Below are 19,491 nucleotides of genomic sequence, written 5' to 3'. Positions count from 1 at the left end.
AGGATTTATACTTTCGTCAACCGGCTTATATTTGCAAACCAATAATTTTAAATCAATAATTTAAGGATGTACAGAACAAAAACATGTGGCGAATTAAGATTAAGTGATAGTCAAAAAGAAGTTACGCTTGCCGGTTGGGTGCAAACAATCAGAAAATTTGGCAGCATCACTTTCATTGATCTTCGCGACCGGTATGGAATTACGCAGCTTCTTTTTAATGAAAAACTGACTGAACAATTGGACAAAAATCCCTTGGGAAGAGAATTTGTAATCCAGGCGAAAGGAACCGTCTCTGAAAGAAGCAATAAAAATAAAAACATTCCTACAGGCGATGTTGAAGTTTTAGTTTCTGAATTTAAAGTGCTGAATAAATCGGCAGTTCCGCCATTTACGATCCAGGATGATACCGATGGCGGCGATGACCTTCGCATGAAATATCGCTTTTTGGATTTAAGAAGAAATGCGGTGAAAAAAAATATCGAATTGAGATATGCCGTAAATAGAGCCACGCGGGAGTATTTGCATCAAAATGGATTTATAGATATTGAAACTCCTTTTTTAATAAAATCTACTCCTGAAGGCGCAAGAGATTTTGTGGTGCCAAGCCGGATGAATGCGGGAGAATTTTATGCGCTTCCTCAATCGCCGCAAACATTTAAGCAATTGCTGATGGTAAGCGGATACGACCGTTATTATCAAATTGTGAAATGCTTCCGGGATGAAGATTTGCGCGCCGACAGGCAGCCGGAGTTTACGCAAATAGATTGCGAGATGTCTTTTGTAGAACAGGAAGATATATTGCAAACATTTGAAGGCCTTGTAAAATACATTTTTAAAGAAGTTAAGAATATTGATTACACTGAAAAAGTAGAACGAATGAGTTGGGACGATGCCATGTGGAATTATGGCAACGACAAACCAGATATCCGTTTTGAAATGAAAGTTGCGAACCTTAAAGTAGAAGGGAAAAATTTGTTTGAAGAATTGAACCAAACAGATTTTCCCGTTTTTAATAATGCGGAAACGGTTGTCGCCATTAGCGTTCCGGGGTGTAGCGATTATTCGAGAAAACAAACAGATGAACTTACCGAATGGGTTAAGCGTCCGCAGATAGGAATGGGCGGATTGGCTTTTGTAAAAGTGAATAACGACGGAACCCTAAAAAGCAGTTTTGACAAATTTTTTAATGCGGAACAATTAAAGGCATTAGCCCAATATTCAAAATCAAGTCCCGGCGATCTCATTTTGATTTTAGCCGGAAGAGAAGAAAGAACCCGCAAAGCCATAAGCGATTTACGTTTACATATGGCCGATAGACTGGGACTGCGTAAGCCGGATGAATTTAAATTATTGTGGGTTACTGATTTCCCATTATTTGAATATGATGAAGAAGGAAATCGCTGGGTAGCCCGGCATCACCCGTTTACATCGCCAAAGCCGGAAGATATAGAAGTGATGATAAATAACAATCCATTGATTGAAAATGCGGAAAATTATTTAGATCATCATTATGCAAAAATTAAGGCGAATGCTTACGATATTGTTTTGAACGGCAATGAAATTGGCGGTGGCTCTATCAGGATTTTTCAAAGAGACTTACAGGAAAAAATGTTTGCCGCTTTAGGAATGAGCAAAGAAGAAGCGCAACATAAATTCGGATTTTTGTTGGGCGCTTTTGAATATGGCGCTCCGCCGCATGGGGGCATTGCATTTGGCTTCGACAGGCTTTGCGCTATCTTAGGAGGCAGCGAATCCATCCGCGATTTTATTGCCTTTCCAAAAAATAATTCTGGCCGGGATGTGATGATTGACGCGCCCTCTACTATTGATGAAAAGCAATTGGATGAGTTGCAGATAAAGTTAGATCTTAAATAAAGCAACTGGTTTCGCAGAAAATTTCTTTCGGGAAAAAATTTGAATTTTTTAGAGAATATTTTCTAAAACCTATTATGCATTTAGCTGCCTATCGTTTTAATCCGGAAAAGAATCGCAACCATGAAACCAAAAATTATTTTATTTATTACAGGATGCATCGTGGCCTTCTTCGGAATCATAACGCTTTTTATGAGCACGTCCGTTATTTTTGGCTTATTTGATATCAGGGAAAAAGAAGGCAATTATGTTTTGTTTGTTGTGGTCGCTAATTTTATTTGCGCTTTTTTATACCTCCCAGGCGCTTATGGATTTTTCAAAAGGAAAAGATGGACAACCAGGCTGATGAACGCCGCAGTGGTAGTTTTAATTGTTGCTTTTATCGGCCTTGGAATTCACATTTATTCAGGAGGCATTTATGAAGAGAAAACAGTAAAGGCTATGATGTTCAGAACTTTTTTGTCTATTGGATTCTCTTTAATATCCTTCAGATACATCACCAAAAACACCGATGCTAAGCAAAGCCTGCGGTAAGTAAAATAAAAGTATTGGTTATTTGTTTGTTTACTATTTGTCGCTAACGATTCCGGGATAAACTTCAAGCGCTTTTTCAAGACAATTCATCGCATTATTAATCGCGTCTCTGTTTAAAACATAGGCAAGTCTTATTTCATTTTTACCCAACCCCTGTGTATTGTAAAAACCGGTAGCAGGCGCTAACATCAGCGTTTCTCCATTATAATCAAATGATTCAAGCAGCCATTGGCAAAATTTATCGGAGTCGTCAATTGGCAGGGAAGCCATCGCATAAAATGCACCGCCAGGATTGGGACAAAAAACGCCGGGCATATGGTTCAACCTGTTCACAATGGTATCACGCCTTAAACGGTATTCGGCTTTGGATTTTTCAAAATAATCTTCAGGCAAATCCACAGCCGCTTCACCTAAAATTTGTCCAAAAGTAGGAGGGCTCAATCGTGCCTGTGCAAATTTGATAGCTGTTTGTAACAGTGATTTATTACGAGTGATGAGAGCGCCAATCCTTGCGCCGCATGCGCTATATCGTTTACTAATGGTGTCTAAAAGAATTACATTTTCTTCAGCGCCTTTTAACAGCATTGCGCTGAAATGATTGCCTTCATAACAAAATTCGCGATACGCTTCGTCAGAAAACAAATAAAGATCATGTTTGATAACAATATCTTTTAACACCTCCAGCTCTTCACGGCTGTACAAATAGCCCGTAGGATTATTAGGATTACAAATTAAAATTCCCTTTGTTTTAGAAGTAATTAATTTTTCAAATTCTTCAACAGGCGGTAAAGCAAACCCATTGTTTATATGAGAGGTGATTGGAATTATTTCAACTCCTGCTTCAACCGCAAATCCATTGTAATTTGCATAAAAAGGTTCAGGGATGATGATTTCATCGCCTGCATCAAGACAACTCATCATCGCAAACAGAATAGCTTCACTACCGCCGGTAGTTATGAGGATTTCCTCATAATCCAGCCCGATGCCTGCCCGGTTATAATATTTAACCAGTTTCTTTCTATAGCTTTCAATGCCAGCACTGTGGCTGTATTCAAGGATTTCAAAATCCGAATTCCGCACCGCCGCCAGCGTTTTTGCCGGCGTTTCAATATCAGGCTGGCCTATGTTCATGTGATAAATTTTGATTCCTCTTTTCTTTGCATCTTCTGCAAAAGGAACCAATTTACGAATGGGCGAAGCGGGCATTATATTGCCTCTGTTACTTATAGAAAGCATACAACAAAGATAGTTGAGTAATTACAAGTTTTTTTAGCTCTTGATCATATTTATTCTTAATTGAACTTTGTGCAGCCGCACACCGGTAGTTGTAACGCTGAAATTTATTAAAATTACTTGTACCTTAACCGCTAAAAAATTTCAATGGATACTTTAATTACCTGCCCTAAGTGTCAGCATAAATTTGCCCCACAGGAAGCCATTGCACAAGCGTTGGAAAAAGAATACCAGGATAAATTATTCCAGGATCGCAAGCGGCTTAGCGAACAATTTGCCGCTCAACAAAGGCAACTGCAACAACAGCAAATAGAATTTGAAAAAAAGAAAGAAAAAGAAAATGAGCTGTTTGCAGAAAGAATGGAAAAAGAAAAAATAAAAATGCAAAATGACCTCCAGGAAAAATTAAGAAAAACAATTAGTAATGATTATGAAAACCAGTTAAAGCTTCTACAGCAGGCAAACAACGATAATGAAGAGAAATTAAAAAGCGCCCGGCAAAAAGAATTGGAATTCCTGAAAAAAGAAAAGGAATTAAAAACCCAGGCAGAAGAAATGGAAATTCAATTGGAAAAAAAATTAGCCCGCGAGAGAGAATTGCTTATCGAACAAATTAGAAAACAGGAAAAGGAAAAAAATGAAATTAAAGAAACTGAGCAATCCTTGCGGTATAAAGAACTGGAAAAGCAATTAAATGATCAGAAGAAATTAGTAGAGGAAATGAAACGCAGGCAGGACCAGGTATCTATGCAATTGCAGGGTGAAGTGCAGGAACTGGCTTTAGAAGAAATATTAGGAAATGCTTTTCCTTTTGACATAGTTTCTGAAGTAGGCAAAGGTATCAGGGGCGCAGATTGCATTCAAACCGTAAGAAATAATTTTGGCCAGGAATGCGGTAAGATTATTTATGAAAGCAAGCGCACCAAAGATTTTGGTGTGGACTGGATAGAAAAATTAAAAGCAGATATGCGAAGCACCAGGGCCGATATTGCGGTACTGGTTACGAAAACTATGCCCAAAGAATTAGAATGTTTTGGTCTGAAAGATGGCGTTTGGATTTGTACTTTTTCTGAAGTGAAGGCCCTTGCAAACGTATTGCGGGATGGTATTATCAGGGTGTATAATTCTTCAAAAAGCCATGAAAATAAAGGCGATAAAATGCAGCTTCTGTATGATTACCTGACCAGCAATGAATTCAGTGAACAATGGAAAGCCATCCGCGAAGGATTTGCCGCTATGAAAATGAGCATCATAAATGAAAGATCGGCTATGGAAAAACTATGGAAAGCACGCGAAAAACAATTGGAAAAAGTACTGCTGAATGCCGCACATGTAAAGGGATCTATTGATGGTATTTCTGGCCTGGAATCCATAAATTTAAATCTTTTGGATGAGCAGAATTCTTTTGAAGAATAAATTAAAAATTCATTTGCGTTAGAAAAAAATTAACAGAAAAATTGTCCTGCCGACTGTCATTTTTTTCCTTTTTCGGAACAAAAGTTCAGAACTACAAATATGACATGAAGATGGTATATTTCTTGGGGGAAATTGGGTAAACAATTTTATTATTAACCATTAAAAAAGGAGGGTATTATGAATCTTATCAAAAGAAACGCAGCCCCGGCAAACCAATGGCCTTTTCTGTTTGACGACTTTTTTAATTCGGGGTTTTCTAATTGGGGGCTCGAAAATTTTTCAGACACACATACCACAGTCCCCCGCGTTAATGTCAAAGAAAACAAAGACAATTTTGTAGTGGAGGTTGCGGCACCGGGAATGAACAAAAAGGATTTCAAAATCCAGTTAGATGGTAACTTGCTCACGCTTAGTTCAGAGAAAACGGAACAAAGCGAGGAAGATAATAAAGATGAAAAATATTCCCGCCGCGAATTCAGCTACCAATCTTTTCAGCGGACTTTCACATTACCGAAAGATGTGGTAGATGCTGATAAAATTCAGGCAAAATATGAAAATGGTTTGTTACACCTGGAAATTCCTAAAAAGGAAGAGGCTAAAGTAAAGCCACCAAAGCAAATTCAGATTCAATAAATGAACAAAAAAACTGCCCGAAGGCAGTTTTTTTTATGCCTTTATTATTTTTTTAACTGCCGGAACCACCTTGTCGCCAAACAATTCAATTGAATGCATGACTAATTTATGAGGAACAGTGCCCACACTTGCCTGTGCAAGAAAGCGGGTATTTCCAAAGAGCTCATGCTCATATAAAATTTTATCAACCACTTCCTGCACACTTCCTGTCATTAGCGCGCCCTGCCGCGATCTTGCATAATCATATTGTTGCCGTGAAAGCGGAGGCCAGCCGCGTTCCCGGCCCACCCGGTTCATCATTTCTGCATAGTACGGGTAAAATTCATCGGCCGCCCGCTGGGAATCTTCAGCAACATAAAAATGATTATTAACTCCAAACTGTAATTCAGAAATTTCTTTCCCTGCCTTTATCGCTGTTTCCTTATAAAGGTTTATAAAAGGAACAAATTGCTCAGGGCGTCCTCCAATAATCGCTAACATCAAAGGCAGGCCCAGCTTAGCGGCTCTTACTGCCGATGCCGGGGTTCCGCCGGCCGCAAGCCAAACAGGAATAGAAGACTGATATGGGCGGGGATACACGCCAAGGTTATCTATGGAAGGGCGATGCCTTCCCTTCCATGTTATTTTTGTTGATTGATTTAAGTTCAAAAGCAAATCTAATTTTTCAGTGAAAAGCTCATCATAGTCTTCAAGATTATAACCGAATAATGGAAAAGATTCAATAAATGATCCGCGTCCGGCCATGATTTCCGCACGGCCCCCTGATAATAAATCCACTTCCGAAAAATTTTGAAACACCCTCACCGGATCATCCGAACTCAAGACGGTCACCGCGCTGGAAAGCTTGATGTTTTTTGTAACCATCGCAGCTGCAGCCAATAAGATTGGCGGAGAAGATACGGCATAATCAGGCCGGTGGTGCTCGCCAATCCCAAACACATCAAGGCCCAGTTCATCTGCAAGCTTTATTTCTTCCATTAAGTCTTTTATTCTTTGATGTGCATTGATACCGCGACCGGGCAATGACTCCGGGTGCATATCTGCAAAAGTTATCAGGCCAAACTCCATAAAAATTTGTTTTAAAATAAAAATTTTATTTTTTTGTTTCTTTACTATAAAATAAGCTTCTCATCGTAACGAATATTTCGTATATCCATTACCGTTATATTGTTAACGTTCTGTGTCTTCTTTTAATTACAATTTCCGCGGGGCTCACAGGAAGGACCTTCTGTTAGGATAAACTCTGGCTTTCCTTCAGCAAATTCTTTCCATGATTGTTCCAGTACTTCCAGGAATGTTTCGGGAGACTGAGCGCCGGAAACAGCATACTTATCATTAAACACAAAAAATGGTACGCCATTGATTCCCAAGTTTCCGGCTTCACCTTCATCACTTCTTACTTCATTTTTGAAATCCTCAGACTGGTAAATATTCTGAAGCTTTTCCTTATCCAACCCTGCAGCCACGCCCGTTTCAATCAAAGCCGGAATGTCATCTATATTTTTTCCATCTACAAAAAATGCTTTAAACAATGCTTCCTCAGCATCATTAGCACGGCCCACTGATTTTGCAAACTGAATTAAACGATGCGCGTTAAAAGAATTTGCCACTATCATTTTTTCAGAATTAAATTGAAGCTCAATTTCCTTAGCAATATTTGCAACATATTTCTCCATTCCTTCTGCCTCCGCTTTTGAAATACCTTTTGCGTTAGCAAGATGTTCGGTGGAGTTTACATTTGTATTTGTTGTGAGGTTAGGATCAAGCTCAAAGCTTTTCCATATCACCTTCACCTGTTCTTTATGGGCAAATTGATTAAGCGCTTTTTCGAACTTCCGTTTTCCAATATAGCAAAACGGGCATCTTATATCTGACCAAATTTTTATTTCCATAATTTAAATTTTTTATGAGGATTAATTTTATTATTTACTTACCGCAAATTCACAAGTGTTAAAATTTCCTTGTACGTTTAGAACCTTCTAAAAAAAGGATTTCCCGCCCAGAGTGCTTTCAATTGTTTCTACATAACCGGTTACAGTTTTCCTTTGCGCCCATTAATAATATTTTCACGCTTATATTTTTAATATAATAAATTAATATTTTTTAAGATCTACTATTTTGCTTTAGCGGATAATCAGTATGCAACAGTAAAGCGTACACGAATATGTCTTGGGTTTTCTACTTCATCGATAATTGCTACAGCAAGATCTTCAACCGAAATTTTGCTTCTATGATTTTCATCAAATACGGGAGCGTCTCTTCCTGTACGATAAGTGCCGGTTCTTTCATGTAAAGAAAGAGGGTTCATCTCTATTGCGGGGCTAATAAATGTCCATTCAAGGTCATTTTCCTTTTTGAGAATATTTAAATAATCGCGGGCCGCGGCAGCGCCAGCCCTAAACGTGTCAGGAAAATCAGTTGTATCAACTAATTGTACGCCCGGCGCAATAAACAAGCTGCCGGCGCCACCAACTACTATCAATCTTTTTACACCAGATTTGCTTACAGCTTCCTGGATAGAAACGGATCCTTTTAAAAATTCTTTATAAAGGTTTGGATTCGTCCATCCGGCATTATAAGCGCTTATCACGATATCGCTTCCTGATAAAGTAGTGGCCAAAAGTTCAGTATTCATCACATCTGCTTCCACGATTTTTAAATTGTTTTGTTCCTTTAATTTATTAGTGTGGCGCACAATGGATTTTACTTCGTGACCTCTTTCTAATGCTTCATTCAGAATTGAAGTACCTACAAATCCCGAAGCTCCTATTAGTGCAATTTTCATAATTCTTCTTTTTAAGTTTAATATGTTACCATTAAATATCTCCGGCTTATTTTTACTTTTATTCCGGTTAACTATTTTGCATTGCTAAGATTTCTTAATATTATCAACTGCATCGCTAACGCAAAATCCGGCCAAAATAAAAATCTTCTTTATTTCTTCGTTTACTGTTTTGTCTTCGCCACTAATGGTGATTTTGGGTGAACAAAAACCTGAAATGCTTACCAATTTTGAATAGGGTAAAATCTTTTTTAATTCTTCGGAGTTGGTTTCATTGCCCCACATTTCTATAACAATTTTTTGGGTTGCAACTTCTTTGAATTTTGTTGTGATCTCTACTATTTTTTCCGGGGGAACGGCAAGGATAATAATGTCCGCTTCCCAACAACCATCTTTAACACAATCCAGGGTTTCAATGTCACTGCCTGGATACTTTGCTGTTATATCTGTGCCGAAATGCTCCAGCTCATTCGCTTCATTGGAAATTAAAAGCAAACGGTAAGGAGCGGATGCAAACTTTGCTATGATTTCTTTTCCATTCTTTTCAGTTGCGCCTACAATTGCTATCGTTTTCTTCACGATTGTACTATTTGATGTAGAGCAAAGTTACGTGTGGAGTCATGGTGCTTCCAATGAGATGTGATAACATTTACCATTGATGTATATCAAGAAAATGAAGAAATTTTTTCTTCATACAAATAGCAGTAACGCGTAAATTTATTTAGGCCCGGTATATTTCGGGGTTTACCGGAAATGGCAATTTTTCTCCGTTTAAACCGGCAATAACATTTTGTGCAGCAATACGCGCCATTCCGTTTCTTGCTTCAACAGTAGCGCTGCCGATATGCGGTAATACGGCTACTGAAGGCATTGTCAGCAGTGGATTATTCTTGTCCATCGGTTCGGGATTTGTTACATCAAGGCCTGCTCCCCAGATGATTCTTTTTTCCAAAGCTTCAATGAGATCTTCTTCATTATGAATGGCGCCCCGGGCCGTATTAATGAAAATGCACGAGCGTTTCATCTTTTGAAAAGCATTGCGGTCGAATTTGCCCCTGGTTTCTTCTGATAAATTGCTATGGAGCGAAATAACATCACTTCTTTCCAATAAGTGATCAAATGAAACCCATTCGGCATTTAATTCTTTTTCAGCCTTCGGATTTTTAGTGCGGTTGTGGTAAATCACTTTCATGTCGTAGGCACCTTTACATCGTTTGGCCATTTCAAAACCAATATTTCCAAGACCAAAAATGCCTACAGTTTTTCCTTCCAATTCAATGCCGAGATCGGCCGTTGGTTCAAAAAATTTCCACGCTCCTTTCTTTATTTTTTCATAGCAATAAAATGCCTTCCGCGATACAGCAATCATCAACAAAAAAGCGATATCGGCGGTAGCGCTGTTTAAAACGCCGGGTGTATGCCCTACGGGAATTTTTAATTTAGTTGCTTCGGCAACATCTACATTGTCGAACCCCACAGAATGTAATGAAACCACCTTTAGATGATTGCATTTATTTAGAAAATACGCATCAATATTATTGTAACCTGCTGATAACAATGCATCACTTTGCATGCAGAAATCGATCAGTTCATTTTGCGTCAAAGGCCTTTTTTCCTCCCATTGTTCAATTTCTATACCTGCCTTTTTCAATATTTCTATGCCAATTGCGGGGATTTCTCTTGTGATAAAAACTTTCATTTTATTTAGATTTGACCGATGCCAGTTGGCCCCTGATGCGGCTCAATGTTTCAGGAGTAATACCTAAATAGGAAGCGATCATGTGTTGTGGCACGCGCTGGAGGCAACCCGGAAAATTTTCCATCAGTTTTTTATATTTTTCTTCGGCCGTTTCATTTAAAGAACTCATCAATCGTTTTTGCGTAGCGATTAAATTGTTTTGGATTAATATACGAAAATATCGCTCAAAAGCCGGAACTTTTTCAAGCAATTCGTCCCAGGACGATTTAGTGATTAACAGCAACTCGCAATTTTCCAAAGCTTCTATATTATAAATCGAAGGTTCTTCTGTAAGGAAACTGTATAAGTCGGCAATCCACCAGCCTTCAAAAGAAAATTGAAGAATCGGTTCATTTCCCTTTTCATCAACCGTGAATGTGCGCAGCATGCCCTTTTCAACAAACGCTGTGTATCGGCAAACATCGCCTTCCTGCAATAAATATTGTCTTTTCCTTAATTTTTTTGGAATAAAAAGTGTTTTGCAAAATTCAAATTGTTCCTCAGTGATCACAATTTGCTCTCGTATTTTTTCAGCAAGTAATTCAAACATTCATACAATATTAGGTCACTAATTTACATAACCTGAACTATAACTCGTTAAAAGAAAATCGCCAGCTCCAAAATTTATCAATTTACATTTAGAAATCTTTTTCTAAATGCCTGCTGTTAATCCGGTTGCGCAAATATGATGATCAAACGCTTATAGTTTTTATTTAAAGAGGTGCAGATGTAAATTTGCCTTTCAAGAAAAATCAAAAACAGGATGGAAGATCGCTATGATATAAATCAATTTAATTCTATCGTTCAAAACAGGCGTAGTATATATCCATACCAGTTTATAAAAGGGAAAGCAATTCCTGACCCGGTTATCCGTCAAATTTTAGAAAATGCCAACCGTGCGCCAACACATAAATTAACGCAACCCTGGCGGTTTACAGTTTTTTCCGGTAAGGGAAGGGAAGTCTTTTCAGATATGCAAACTGAAATTTATACAAGGTATGCAGGGGAAAATTTCAAAGAAAAAAAATTGCAGAATCTTCGCGACTACCCCTTATTCTCTTCGCATGTAATTGTGGTGGGTATGAAACGGACATTACATATTTCGATTCCGGAAACAGAAGAAATAATTGCTGTTGGCTGCGCAATCGAAAATATTTTTTTATCGCTAAATGCGTATAATCTCGGTGGATATATATCCACGGGGGGCATTACTTACCTTGATGAAGCCAAACCTTATTTTGAACTTGGCCCACACGACCGGCTGATAGGAACAATTTTTATTGGCTATCCGGATGTAGTTGATAATCCATTAACTAAACGCTCCTTGGTTGATGACAAAGTTAAATGGGTGAACTCTTAATGTTTAATGGATCACAGTGGATAAACAAATAGCTGAAAATCATATTTTCGATTAGACGAAAATTGCAGTGCAAAATATTTCACCCAATGCTATGGAATGTGCAATGGTTTTTTTACTTTTACCCGCTTTAATAACCGATACAGTTTTGGGAAAATGAATTTCATATAAATAGTAGTTTTAATTATCTGAAATAACTCAATGCCTTCACTTATCTTTAAGAAACTGAATTCTAAAAAATGAAAAAAGCCGCCCTTTTTTTTCATCTGCTCCTACTTGTTTCGTTCTATGCTACTGCACAGGACCCTCATTTTTCACAATTTTTCGCTTCTCCCCTCACCCTGAATCCGGCGTTTACAGGGAAGTTTGACGGCACAGTGAGGGTAGCCGGAAATTACCGAAACCAATGGCCTGCTTTTAATAATGCATACACCACTTCTACGGTGAGTGTTGATTTTGATATTTTAAAAGACAAATTGCCTGATTACGACAGGTGGGGAATCGGAATTCTGGCGCTTACCGACCAGGCGGGTGCAGGATTAATCAGAAACAATTATTTAGGTATTTCTACCTCTTATCATAAGTCGCTCGATGAAGATGGTTTTAAGCAATTAGGAATAGGCTTCCAGGGAGTTTACGGAGGCAAACGCCTCGACAGAAATAAGTTATATTTCGAAGACCAGTTAACTCCCTTCGGTTTTACGGGTGTAACGCAGGAAACATTTGATCAAAACAACCTTGATGTGAATTATTTGGATGTAAATGCCGGGTTATTATATTCGATGTCAACAGATGCAAGCAATAATTTTTATGTTGGTGCTTCGCTGTATCATATTAACCAGCCGAGCGAAAGTTTCACTGGCGCCGACTGGCATATAGCTACGCGAACCACGATAAGCGCCGGAGGTTATTTTCCTGTGTCAGATATTCTTACCTTTCATACAAGTGGTATCTATCAATATCAGAACCAGGCCTCAGAAACTGTTTTTGGAGGCGCTTTGTCTGCAGTAATAGACAAGGTATCACAACAACCTTCCAATGTATACGCAGGCTTGTGGTATCGGTTAAATGATGCTATCATTCCCTATATCGGGATTGAGTTTGCCGGTTTACGGATTGGCGCCACCTACGATATTAATGTTTCCAGTCTTCGTGCTGGCTCGGAAAGCCGGGGAGGCATGGAAATCTCTCTTATATATATTAAAAAGCCTGCAGGATTTAAAGGTATCCCTTGTCCTAAATTTTAGATTTCACTGATATTAGTTGCTTTTCCATCTGTGGAACGAAAATTATTTGGCAACAAAACTCCCTGAAGTTATCTTTGCCCTCCCCTAATAAAAATGGCGCGTTGGTCAAGGGGTTAAGACGCCTCCCTTTCACGGAGGAATCACGGGTTCGAATCCCGTACGTGCTACTAGCCTCAGCCTTGAAGTCATTTTTCGAGGCTTTTTTATTATGATTACAGTGTATGTTCTCCTTAGTTTAAAAGATAATGCAACTTATGTGGGAATGGCTTCCGATGCCTCTAAAAGACTTAAAGAACACAATCATGGTAAAAACCGGTATACCAAAGGGCACATACCCTGGAAAATTATTTATACCGAGCAGCACCCTGATTGGGCTTCAGCAAGAATAAGAGAAAAATATTTAAAATCCACCGCGGGGAAAAATTGGCTAAATAAGCAAGACGGAATCTCGGGTTCCCTGCCTGCTTGACCTACCCTGTACACACAAATATAAATTAAAGCAGAAATTTGTTTAAAAACGATGAGCGTACCTACTGACGGAAAAAATTTTATTGCCGATTATAGAGGCCTTACAGGTGATAGGCGCTTAGACAAGCGTGCTCAAAACTTATGGAACAGCTTGTGTCGCAGGCCTGGGTCTTCAATCAGTAAACTGTCAGACAATAGAGCCGAGCAGATTGCCTATTATCGGCTGCTGGAAAATGAAAAACTGGCTGAAGAGGATTTGATTAATGAACTTACCGGCAGAATGAAACCGTTAGCAAAAGGCCGGGACTTACTTTGCATACAAGACAGCAGCGAAATCAACGTATGTGCTAATAAAAACAGATTACGCCCTGGTAGTGGTATTGGACGATCAGACAATGCAGACAATGCCACTTGTTTTAAAATACATCCGGGATTAGTGCTGGATGCGGAAAGTTTGTGTCCATTAGGGTTTTCTGCAGTCAAGGTTTTTCATCGGGAAGAGCAGGAACCGGACAGATTTGAGAGAAATTATAAGAAACAACCTATTGAACAAAAAGAATCCTATAAGTGGATAGAAGTGTCGGACGCTTCTAAAGATGCTTTATCATCAGCAGACCGTGTTACTTTTATTCAGGACAGGGAAGGCGATATATTTGAACAATTTGCCCTTATATCTGATGAAAAACATCATCTGTTAATCCGAAGCAGAACTACACGTTGCCTTTGGGATGGCTCCGATCTTTATACGGTTATGAAACAATTACCGGTTGCAGGTATTTATACAATTGAGATTGCAGCCGATAAGCGTAAAAACAAATCTAAGCGAACAGCAAAAATGGCCATTCGTTATGGTACATTCAAAATAAAACGTCCGGCTAATTTAAGCAAGACTATGTATCCCGACTATATTGAGGTACAGGGCGTTTGGACGCAGGAAATCACAGAGGGAGTGGCAGGGAAAGATTTAATCAATTGGAAATTGCTTACTACTCATAGTATCAATAGCGTAGAGGAAGCCATACAGATAGTAGAATGGTATGGTGCGCGATGGTTTATAGAACAAGTATTCAGACTTCTGAAATCAGAAGGTTTTGGCATTGAGGGTGCACAATTAGAAAGCGGCTGGGCAATACGTAAACTTGTTTTGATGCAGCTATCCGGCTTGATAAAGATTATTCAAATGAATATCGCTTATAGTGATCCCGAAGGGGGTCAGCCAATAAAAGAAGTATTTAGCGAACAGGAAATTGCAGTATTAACTCATCTGAATAAAACCTTACAAGGTAAAAGATTGAAAACACAAAATCACCATAATCCGGACAAAACAAAATGGGCTGCCTGGATAATAGGACGCTTGGGTGGGTGGAAAGGGTATGACTCTCAAGGGCCGCCCGGAGTTATTTGTTTGAAGAAGGGGTTGGATAAGTTTAATAATATCATGGAAGGGATCGCTATTGCAAAAGATATGTGTACAGTGTAGCTGCTTGACGCAGTCAGGCAGGGAATCCCGTACGTGCTACTAGCCTGAGCCTCGAAGTCATTTTTCGAGGCTTTTTTATTATCGTTCCAGTATATCTTCCTCACGGAGCAACCTCCGTGTGATCTGTTCAAAAAAAATAATAAATAAAAACGGTATTATTTAAAATAAGGCATTATATTAGATATAGAATTCGTAACTGCTTGAATCCTCCCCTTTTTTGAAAGCTTGTCAGTATCCTTAAAGCCAAAAATATATCATACCTAAACTAATTGTTATGGAAAATTTCATTTCCTTTCAAAAAGAAAAATGTCAATTCTTTTTTTGTTTTGATCAAAAGGGCATTGTTTTTAAAATGCTCTTTAATTTATTTGCTGTCTTAGCTTTTTTTACAGCAGATGCGCAGTCCATAAAATGGACTTTCGATGGGCCGGGCGGAACAGATTTGCCCTATCAAAGTATCGCCAATGTTACTGTGTCACCTGTATCACAAAAAAATAATTGGGGCATAACGACTATGCTTTCTTCCAGTTCTGCCTCTTCTGGGTATACCGGAGCTTCCGGAAACTTTAATGCTTGTGCAGCTACTATATCCGCGGGCTTTAATGCAACCACCAGTACGTATTTTGAATTTACCCTTTCTCCATCACAGGGCTATACGATAGCAATATCAAAAATAAGTTTTGGCTCAAGGTCAACAGGAACGGGCCCGCAGGCTTATTCAATACGCACTTCCATTGACTCATATAATTCAGATGTAGCTGCAGGCACTTTCCCGGTTAACTCCACCTGGTACTATTACCAGCATCCCTCTTTATCGCTGGCAACTGGCTCATCCATCACGATAAGAATATATGGTTTTAATGGAACAGGGTCTTCTCAAAATACAGCCGTATGGCGAATTGACGATCTCTCGCTGGACGTTGCCATTTCTGCCGTTCAAACCTCGTACAGGAGTAAAAAAAGCGGGTTATGGGCATCTTCTTCAACCTGGGAATATTCCACAGACAATTTGAATTGGAGCCCCTCAGCATATACCCCATCTAAAGATGTGGAAAAGATCTTGATTGCAAACGGCCACACAATAACTATTGATTGCCCGTTATCAATTGACCAGGTCACCATTGCGGGCACACTGGAATTACAAACAGACGGAAGTCTCAATATTAATGATGGCGAAGGTGATGATATTATTATCCCTGCTGGCGGAATTTTAAAAGTTACCTGTTCACAGGACTATTCTACAACGATTAATCAAAGCGGCGCTGCATCCATCAATATTTCCCCAAACGGCAAAATACAAATCGGCGATGGAAGTGCTTTTACTGGTAATGGCTATGAAAATTTTGCAACATCATTAAGCAACGTTTGGAACGATGGGGCAGTGTATGAGTTCAATTGCAATAAAAAATTTGAAGCGCCAGGATTGACTTACTTTCCGAATGCCTCCTCAAATGTTATCCCTGTCTTTAGGGTAAGCGCTGTAAGCGGAACACCGGGAAGCGGCTCCAGCAGTCCATTTTATGTTAATGGAATACTTGAGGTCAATTGCGATTTTACTTTTTCTGGTACGGGCGACAAATATCTGCGAAACGGCATAAGAGGAAACTATACCCTGACTAAAACGGGTACCGGCCAACTAATTTTGAATGGAGTCAATCCTGTTTTGGGAGGCAATTCTTTAAAATTATTTTTAAATAATAACCTCAGTCTTCTGTCAAGCGCAAACATTCCTGTAGGGGCTCAGGTAACTATTTCCGGGTCCAGTATTAATAATAATACAGTGGGAAATATTTTCACCATAAACGGCACTTTAGATGTAACCGATCAGGGAATTGGAAATAAAAATGGCCAGATAATTCTAAATGGGCTTTTCAAAACCAAAAATCCCGGAGGATTTTCCGGTAGCGGGTCATCAATTGTTTCAGGCAGTGTATTGGTTAATCGAGGCTCAACAATAGAACTCTATTCAGACAACACTCAATACCTTAACGCAAGAACCGATTTTAGCAACCTGATCTTTTCAGGAAATGGTACAAAAATTCCAAAAGGTCCTTTCTCGCCGAATGGAACTCTCACCATTAAAGACAATGCCATATTTGATTGCACAGGAAATACAAACGGTATAAATATCGGAGATGTAAATACAAATCTTACCATGACAGGAAACAGCCGGCTAATTGTTAGTACATACGGACCAAATCCTCCGATAGATGGGCTTTATAATCTTTCAGGAGGTGTTATTGAATTTAAATGTTCCGGTTCAACTTCTCAGACTATCAGAAGTAAAAACTATCAGAATATTGAAGTGACAGGAACGAATGTTGGCATGTCTGATGGCAAAATATTTTTGAACAGCAATGGAACTTTTACAGTTAAAAATGGCGGTGTTTTTTGGATTAATGATAATACAATTACCGGCTCCGGAGATCATTCCGAAATTGTAAAAGTGGAAGGCGGTGCAACGTTTAGATGCGGCACCAACCTCGGATTTAATGGTGCGGCCATTACTTCGGCGCCCATCAAAAGTTCTGCGATTAATGTTGATATTGAAAAGATAATTCTTGAACCAAATAGCATTGTTGATTATTCCAGGAATGGCGATCAGCCGATAACTAATGCAAACGGATTAGCTTATCAAAATTTGCAAATCTCCGGCACAGGAAATAAAGTAGCTCCCTCAAATGATTTAATTATAAAGGGAAATTTTTCTAAAATAAGCGCTGCAACTTTTGTTCACAATAATGGAACAGTCATTTTTGATAACACCATTTCTCAAACTTATTCATGTGCTTCGCCCCAGGTAATTTTTCATAATTTGATTAATAAAAATATTGCCGGTCTTATTATCAATGACAGCTTATCAGTTTATAGGCGGCTGGCGTTTAATAATAGTTCTGTTACTCACCTTAACGCAGACATTAGTTTACTAAGCAATAAAATTCAAACGGCCAGTATCGGACAGTTAGGCACAAACGTAAAAATCAATTATGGCGAGGGAAGATTTATTATCGAGCGATATATAAATACTAATACAATAAATGGAGGTCATTTAAAATCATGGCAAATGCTTTCCATATCTGCTTTTAGTGAAACAATTTTTAATACCTGGCAGGAAAAAGGAAGTAAAACGATTTCAGGATATGGAACGTGGATAACAGATAAGACCGGTACCGTAAATGGTTTCGACGATATTTCTGCAGCGCCTTCAATGAAATATTTTGATGAAATATCAAATAGTTTTTCAGGCATCCCGGGAACTAATATTAATCTTGAAACCAAAAATGCTTACATGATTTTTGTAAGAGGTGACAGGAAAGCAACTTCGATTAATTCTCCTGCTACTCCCACAGTTTTGCGAACAAGAGGTAAAATTTATACACACGATTTTTTACCTCCTGAAAGCATCGTTTCTCCAGGAAAATTTCAACTGGTAGGAAATCCTTATGCATCTGTGATAAATTTTTCTAAAATTAATGCTACTAACATTGGATCTTACTACATCACCTGGGACCCAACCCTGGGTGGCGACTATGGCGTGGGAGGATATCAAACTATTTCTGAAGCTACTGGCTTTAAACCCGTTCCGGGTAATACGGCCACTTATAATTCCGCATCTGATTATAGAAATATACAATCAGGACAAGGAATTCTTGTGTATAATTCAACCGCTTCCAATGGATCTGTAAATTTTACCGAAGAATGTAAAATGGATGATAATCATCATTTGGTAACACGAAAAACGGAACAGGAGTATGTAACTTTATATGCCAATTTATTTGCTCAAAATGGAATTTTAATTGATGGCAATGCCGTTTCTTTTTCTTCAAAATTTTCAAACGCAATTGATGGGTATGATGCGCCAAAATTCACAACTGGTGTTCCAGTCTTTTGTTTGAAAAGAACAAATAAATTCTTATCAATCGAAGCAAGAAAAGAAATAACATCCGCCGATACTATTTTTTATTCATTGGAAAACCTTCCGAAACAACAATACAAATTCAATTTTATTCCTGAAAATATGGTTCCCGGATTAACGGCCATTCTGGTCGACAACTATTTGAAAACCGAAACGCCAATTAATTTAAGCCAAAACACCGACGCGAATTTTAGTGTTACCGACGACAAAAATTCAACAGGCGCCAACCGGTTTTATATAGTATTTCGCACAAGTTCGCCGCTTGATATTTCTTTCTTATCAATGAATGTTATTCAAAAAGGAAAAAGTGTGTTGGTAACCTGGAAGACGAATACAGATGCAGATGTCAAAAATTACAAGCTGGAGCATTCAACCGACGGAATTCATTTTGCTGAAATTGGTTGCATAAATGCTGGTGCAGAAAAAGCAAATAATTATGAATTTCTTCATCTGAATCCTGCCGCGGGCAATAATTTTTACAGATTAAGCGCGATAAAAATAAATGGAGAAATACGATACAATGATATAAAGAGAATAGTGATTGCCGGAATTGAATCCTCAATTAAAGTATATCCAAACCCAATTCAGCAGGGAATTATACAACTTCAATTCTACAATCAATCATCAGGAATTTACCTTTTAAATTTATTTGACCTGGTGGGTCATAAAAAATTTTCAAAGAAAGTTTTGGTTGAACGTGGTAATTCATCACAAATTATCACGCTCAAAAAAGAGATTGCCAATGGCGTTTATAATTTAGAAGTCATAAAACCTGATGGCAGCAAATCGGTATTGAAAATTGAAAAATAGCCGGC

Annotated in this window: 16 protein-coding genes and 1 tRNA gene; 10 read left to right on the top strand and 7 right to left on the bottom strand. The window is 38.5% G+C overall.

Annotated features, from left to right (window positions below; translation table 11 throughout):
* Positions 1–66: 66 nt before the first annotated feature.
* On the top strand, positions 67–1,875 hold the full coding sequence (gene aspS, locus EFY79_RS07975) for an aspartate--tRNA ligase (RefSeq protein WP_123120168.1): 1,809 nt from the start codon (positions 67–69) through the stop codon (positions 1,873–1,875).
* A 120-nt stretch (positions 1,876–1,995) separates the two neighbouring features.
* Positions 1,996–2,406: a hypothetical protein gene (locus EFY79_RS07970; RefSeq protein WP_123120167.1), complete on the top strand. Its 411-nt coding sequence runs from the start codon at positions 1,996–1,998 to the stop codon at positions 2,404–2,406.
* A 33-nt stretch (positions 2,407–2,439) separates the two neighbouring features.
* On the opposite strand, the gene EFY79_RS07965 is transcribed toward EFY79_RS07970, so the two are convergent.
* Positions 2,440–3,642, bottom strand: coding sequence for a pyridoxal phosphate-dependent aminotransferase (locus EFY79_RS07965; protein WP_123120166.1), 1,203 nt, complete (start codon positions 3,640–3,642; stop codon positions 2,440–2,442).
* A 144-nt stretch (positions 3,643–3,786) separates the two neighbouring features.
* Between EFY79_RS07965 and EFY79_RS07960 the strand changes: the two genes are divergently transcribed.
* Together EFY79_RS07960 and EFY79_RS07955 are read left to right on the top strand one after the other, a co-directional pair.
* Positions 3,787–5,055, top strand: a complete 1,269-nt coding sequence (locus EFY79_RS07960; RefSeq protein WP_123120165.1) for a DUF2130 domain-containing protein — start codon at positions 3,787–3,789, stop codon at positions 5,053–5,055.
* Positions 5,056–5,232: 177 nt separating this feature from the next.
* Positions 5,233–5,688: an Hsp20/alpha crystallin family protein gene (locus EFY79_RS07955; RefSeq protein WP_123120164.1), complete on the top strand. Its 456-nt coding sequence runs from the start codon at positions 5,233–5,235 to the stop codon at positions 5,686–5,688.
* Positions 5,689–5,721: 33 nt separating this feature from the next.
* On the opposite strand, the gene EFY79_RS07950 is transcribed toward EFY79_RS07955, so the two are convergent.
* The 6 genes from EFY79_RS07950 to EFY79_RS07925 all read right to left on the bottom strand — a co-directional run bounded on the left by EFY79_RS07950 (position 5,722) and on the right by EFY79_RS07925 (position 10,758).
* Positions 5,722–6,756, bottom strand: a complete 1,035-nt coding sequence (locus EFY79_RS07950; protein ID WP_123120163.1) for an LLM class flavin-dependent oxidoreductase — start codon at positions 6,754–6,756, stop codon at positions 5,722–5,724.
* A gap of 122 nt (positions 6,757–6,878) precedes the next feature.
* Positions 6,879–7,580 carry a DsbA family oxidoreductase gene (locus tag EFY79_RS07945; RefSeq protein ID WP_123120162.1) on the bottom strand — a complete coding sequence of 234 codons (702 nt, stop codon included), beginning with the start codon at positions 7,578–7,580 and terminating at the stop codon, positions 6,879–6,881.
* Between the two features lie 242 nt (positions 7,581–7,822).
* The gene (locus tag EFY79_RS07940) at positions 7,823–8,473 is read right to left on the bottom strand and encodes an NAD(P)-dependent oxidoreductase (protein ID WP_199727490.1); all 651 of its coding nucleotides are present in this window, start codon (positions 8,471–8,473) and stop codon (positions 7,823–7,825) included.
* A gap of 84 nt (positions 8,474–8,557) precedes the next feature.
* Positions 8,558–9,049 (bottom strand): NAD(P)-binding domain-containing protein, encoded by a 492-nt coding sequence (locus tag EFY79_RS07935; RefSeq protein ID WP_158605178.1) that lies wholly within the window; start codon positions 9,047–9,049, stop codon positions 8,558–8,560.
* 142 nt (positions 9,050–9,191) lie between these two features.
* Positions 9,192–10,169, bottom strand: coding sequence for a 2-hydroxyacid dehydrogenase (locus EFY79_RS07930; protein WP_123120159.1), 978 nt, complete (start codon positions 10,167–10,169; stop codon positions 9,192–9,194).
* 1 nt (position 10,170) lies between these two features.
* Positions 10,171–10,758 carry a Crp/Fnr family transcriptional regulator gene (locus tag EFY79_RS07925; RefSeq protein ID WP_123120158.1) on the bottom strand — a complete coding sequence of 196 codons (588 nt, stop codon included), beginning with the start codon at positions 10,756–10,758 and terminating at the stop codon, positions 10,171–10,173.
* A 213-nt stretch (positions 10,759–10,971) separates the two neighbouring features.
* Between EFY79_RS07925 and EFY79_RS07920 the strand changes: the two genes are divergently transcribed.
* The 6 genes from EFY79_RS07920 (at position 10,972) to EFY79_RS07895 (ending at position 19,486) form a co-directional block, all read left to right on the top strand.
* Positions 10,972–11,568 carry a nitroreductase family protein gene (locus EFY79_RS07920; RefSeq protein WP_123120157.1) on the top strand — a complete coding sequence of 199 codons (597 nt, stop codon included), beginning with the start codon at positions 10,972–10,974 and terminating at the stop codon, positions 11,566–11,568.
* Positions 11,569–11,804: 236 nt separating this feature from the next.
* The gene (locus tag EFY79_RS07915) at positions 11,805–12,812 is read left to right on the top strand and encodes a PorP/SprF family type IX secretion system membrane protein (protein WP_123120156.1); all 1,008 of its coding nucleotides are present in this window, start codon (positions 11,805–11,807) and stop codon (positions 12,810–12,812) included.
* 95 nt (positions 12,813–12,907) lie between these two features.
* A tRNA-Glu gene (locus EFY79_RS07910) sits at positions 12,908–12,979 on the top strand.
* A 41-nt stretch (positions 12,980–13,020) separates the two neighbouring features.
* Positions 13,021–13,281, top strand: a complete 261-nt coding sequence (locus tag EFY79_RS07905) for a GIY-YIG nuclease family protein (protein ID WP_123120155.1) — start codon at positions 13,021–13,023, stop codon at positions 13,279–13,281.
* Between the two features lie 51 nt (positions 13,282–13,332).
* The gene (locus EFY79_RS07900; RefSeq protein WP_123120154.1) at positions 13,333–14,760 is read left to right on the top strand and encodes an IS4 family transposase; all 1,428 of its coding nucleotides are present in this window, start codon (positions 13,333–13,335) and stop codon (positions 14,758–14,760) included.
* A gap of 274 nt (positions 14,761–15,034) precedes the next feature.
* On the top strand, positions 15,035–19,486 hold the full coding sequence (locus EFY79_RS07895; protein WP_123120153.1) for an autotransporter outer membrane beta-barrel domain-containing protein: 4,452 nt from the start codon (positions 15,035–15,037) through the stop codon (positions 19,484–19,486).
* The last annotated feature ends 5 nt before the right edge of the window (positions 19,487–19,491 follow it).

Source organism: Hanamia caeni, from assembly GCF_003721595.1.
Lineage (GTDB): Bacteria > Bacteroidota > Bacteroidia > Chitinophagales > Chitinophagaceae > Ginsengibacter > Ginsengibacter caeni.
Note: the sequence above shows the minus strand (reverse complement) of the source record. Positions and strands in the feature narration are given on the sequence as shown.

Bases quoted from the DNA above. Each gene is read 5' to 3' on its own strand.
- aspS (WP_123120168.1), top strand. From the start codon at position 67: ATGTACAGAACAAAAACATGTGGCGAATTAAGATTAAGTGATAGTCAA.
- EFY79_RS07970 (WP_123120167.1), top strand. From the start codon at position 1,996: ATGAAACCAAAAATTATTTTATTTATTACAGGATGCATCGTGGCCTTC.
- EFY79_RS07965 (WP_123120166.1), bottom strand. From the start codon at position 3,642: ATGCTTTCTATAAGTAACAGAGGCAATATAATGCCCGCTTCGCCCATT.
- EFY79_RS07960 (WP_123120165.1), top strand. From the start codon at position 3,787: ATGGATACTTTAATTACCTGCCCTAAGTGTCAGCATAAATTTGCCCCA.
- EFY79_RS07955 (WP_123120164.1), top strand. From the start codon at position 5,233: ATGAATCTTATCAAAAGAAACGCAGCCCCGGCAAACCAATGGCCTTTT.
- EFY79_RS07950 (WP_123120163.1), bottom strand. From the start codon at position 6,756: ATGGAGTTTGGCCTGATAACTTTTGCAGATATGCACCCGGAGTCATTG.
- EFY79_RS07945 (WP_123120162.1), bottom strand. From the start codon at position 7,580: ATGGAAATAAAAATTTGGTCAGATATAAGATGCCCGTTTTGCTATATT.
- EFY79_RS07940 (WP_199727490.1), bottom strand. From the start codon at position 8,473: ATGAAAATTGCACTAATAGGAGCTTCGGGATTTGTAGGTACTTCAATT.
- EFY79_RS07930 (WP_123120159.1), bottom strand. From the start codon at position 10,169: ATGAAAGTTTTTATCACAAGAGAAATCCCCGCAATTGGCATAGAAATA.
- EFY79_RS07925 (WP_123120158.1), bottom strand. From the start codon at position 10,758: ATGTTTGAATTACTTGCTGAAAAAATACGAGAGCAAATTGTGATCACT.
- EFY79_RS07920 (WP_123120157.1), top strand. From the start codon at position 10,972: ATGGAAGATCGCTATGATATAAATCAATTTAATTCTATCGTTCAAAAC.
- EFY79_RS07915 (WP_123120156.1), top strand. From the start codon at position 11,805: ATGAAAAAAGCCGCCCTTTTTTTTCATCTGCTCCTACTTGTTTCGTTC.
- EFY79_RS07905 (WP_123120155.1), top strand. From the start codon at position 13,021: ATGATTACAGTGTATGTTCTCCTTAGTTTAAAAGATAATGCAACTTAT.
- EFY79_RS07900 (WP_123120154.1), top strand. From the start codon at position 13,333: ATGAGCGTACCTACTGACGGAAAAAATTTTATTGCCGATTATAGAGGC.
- EFY79_RS07895 (WP_123120153.1), top strand. From the start codon at position 15,035: ATGGAAAATTTCATTTCCTTTCAAAAAGAAAAATGTCAATTCTTTTTT.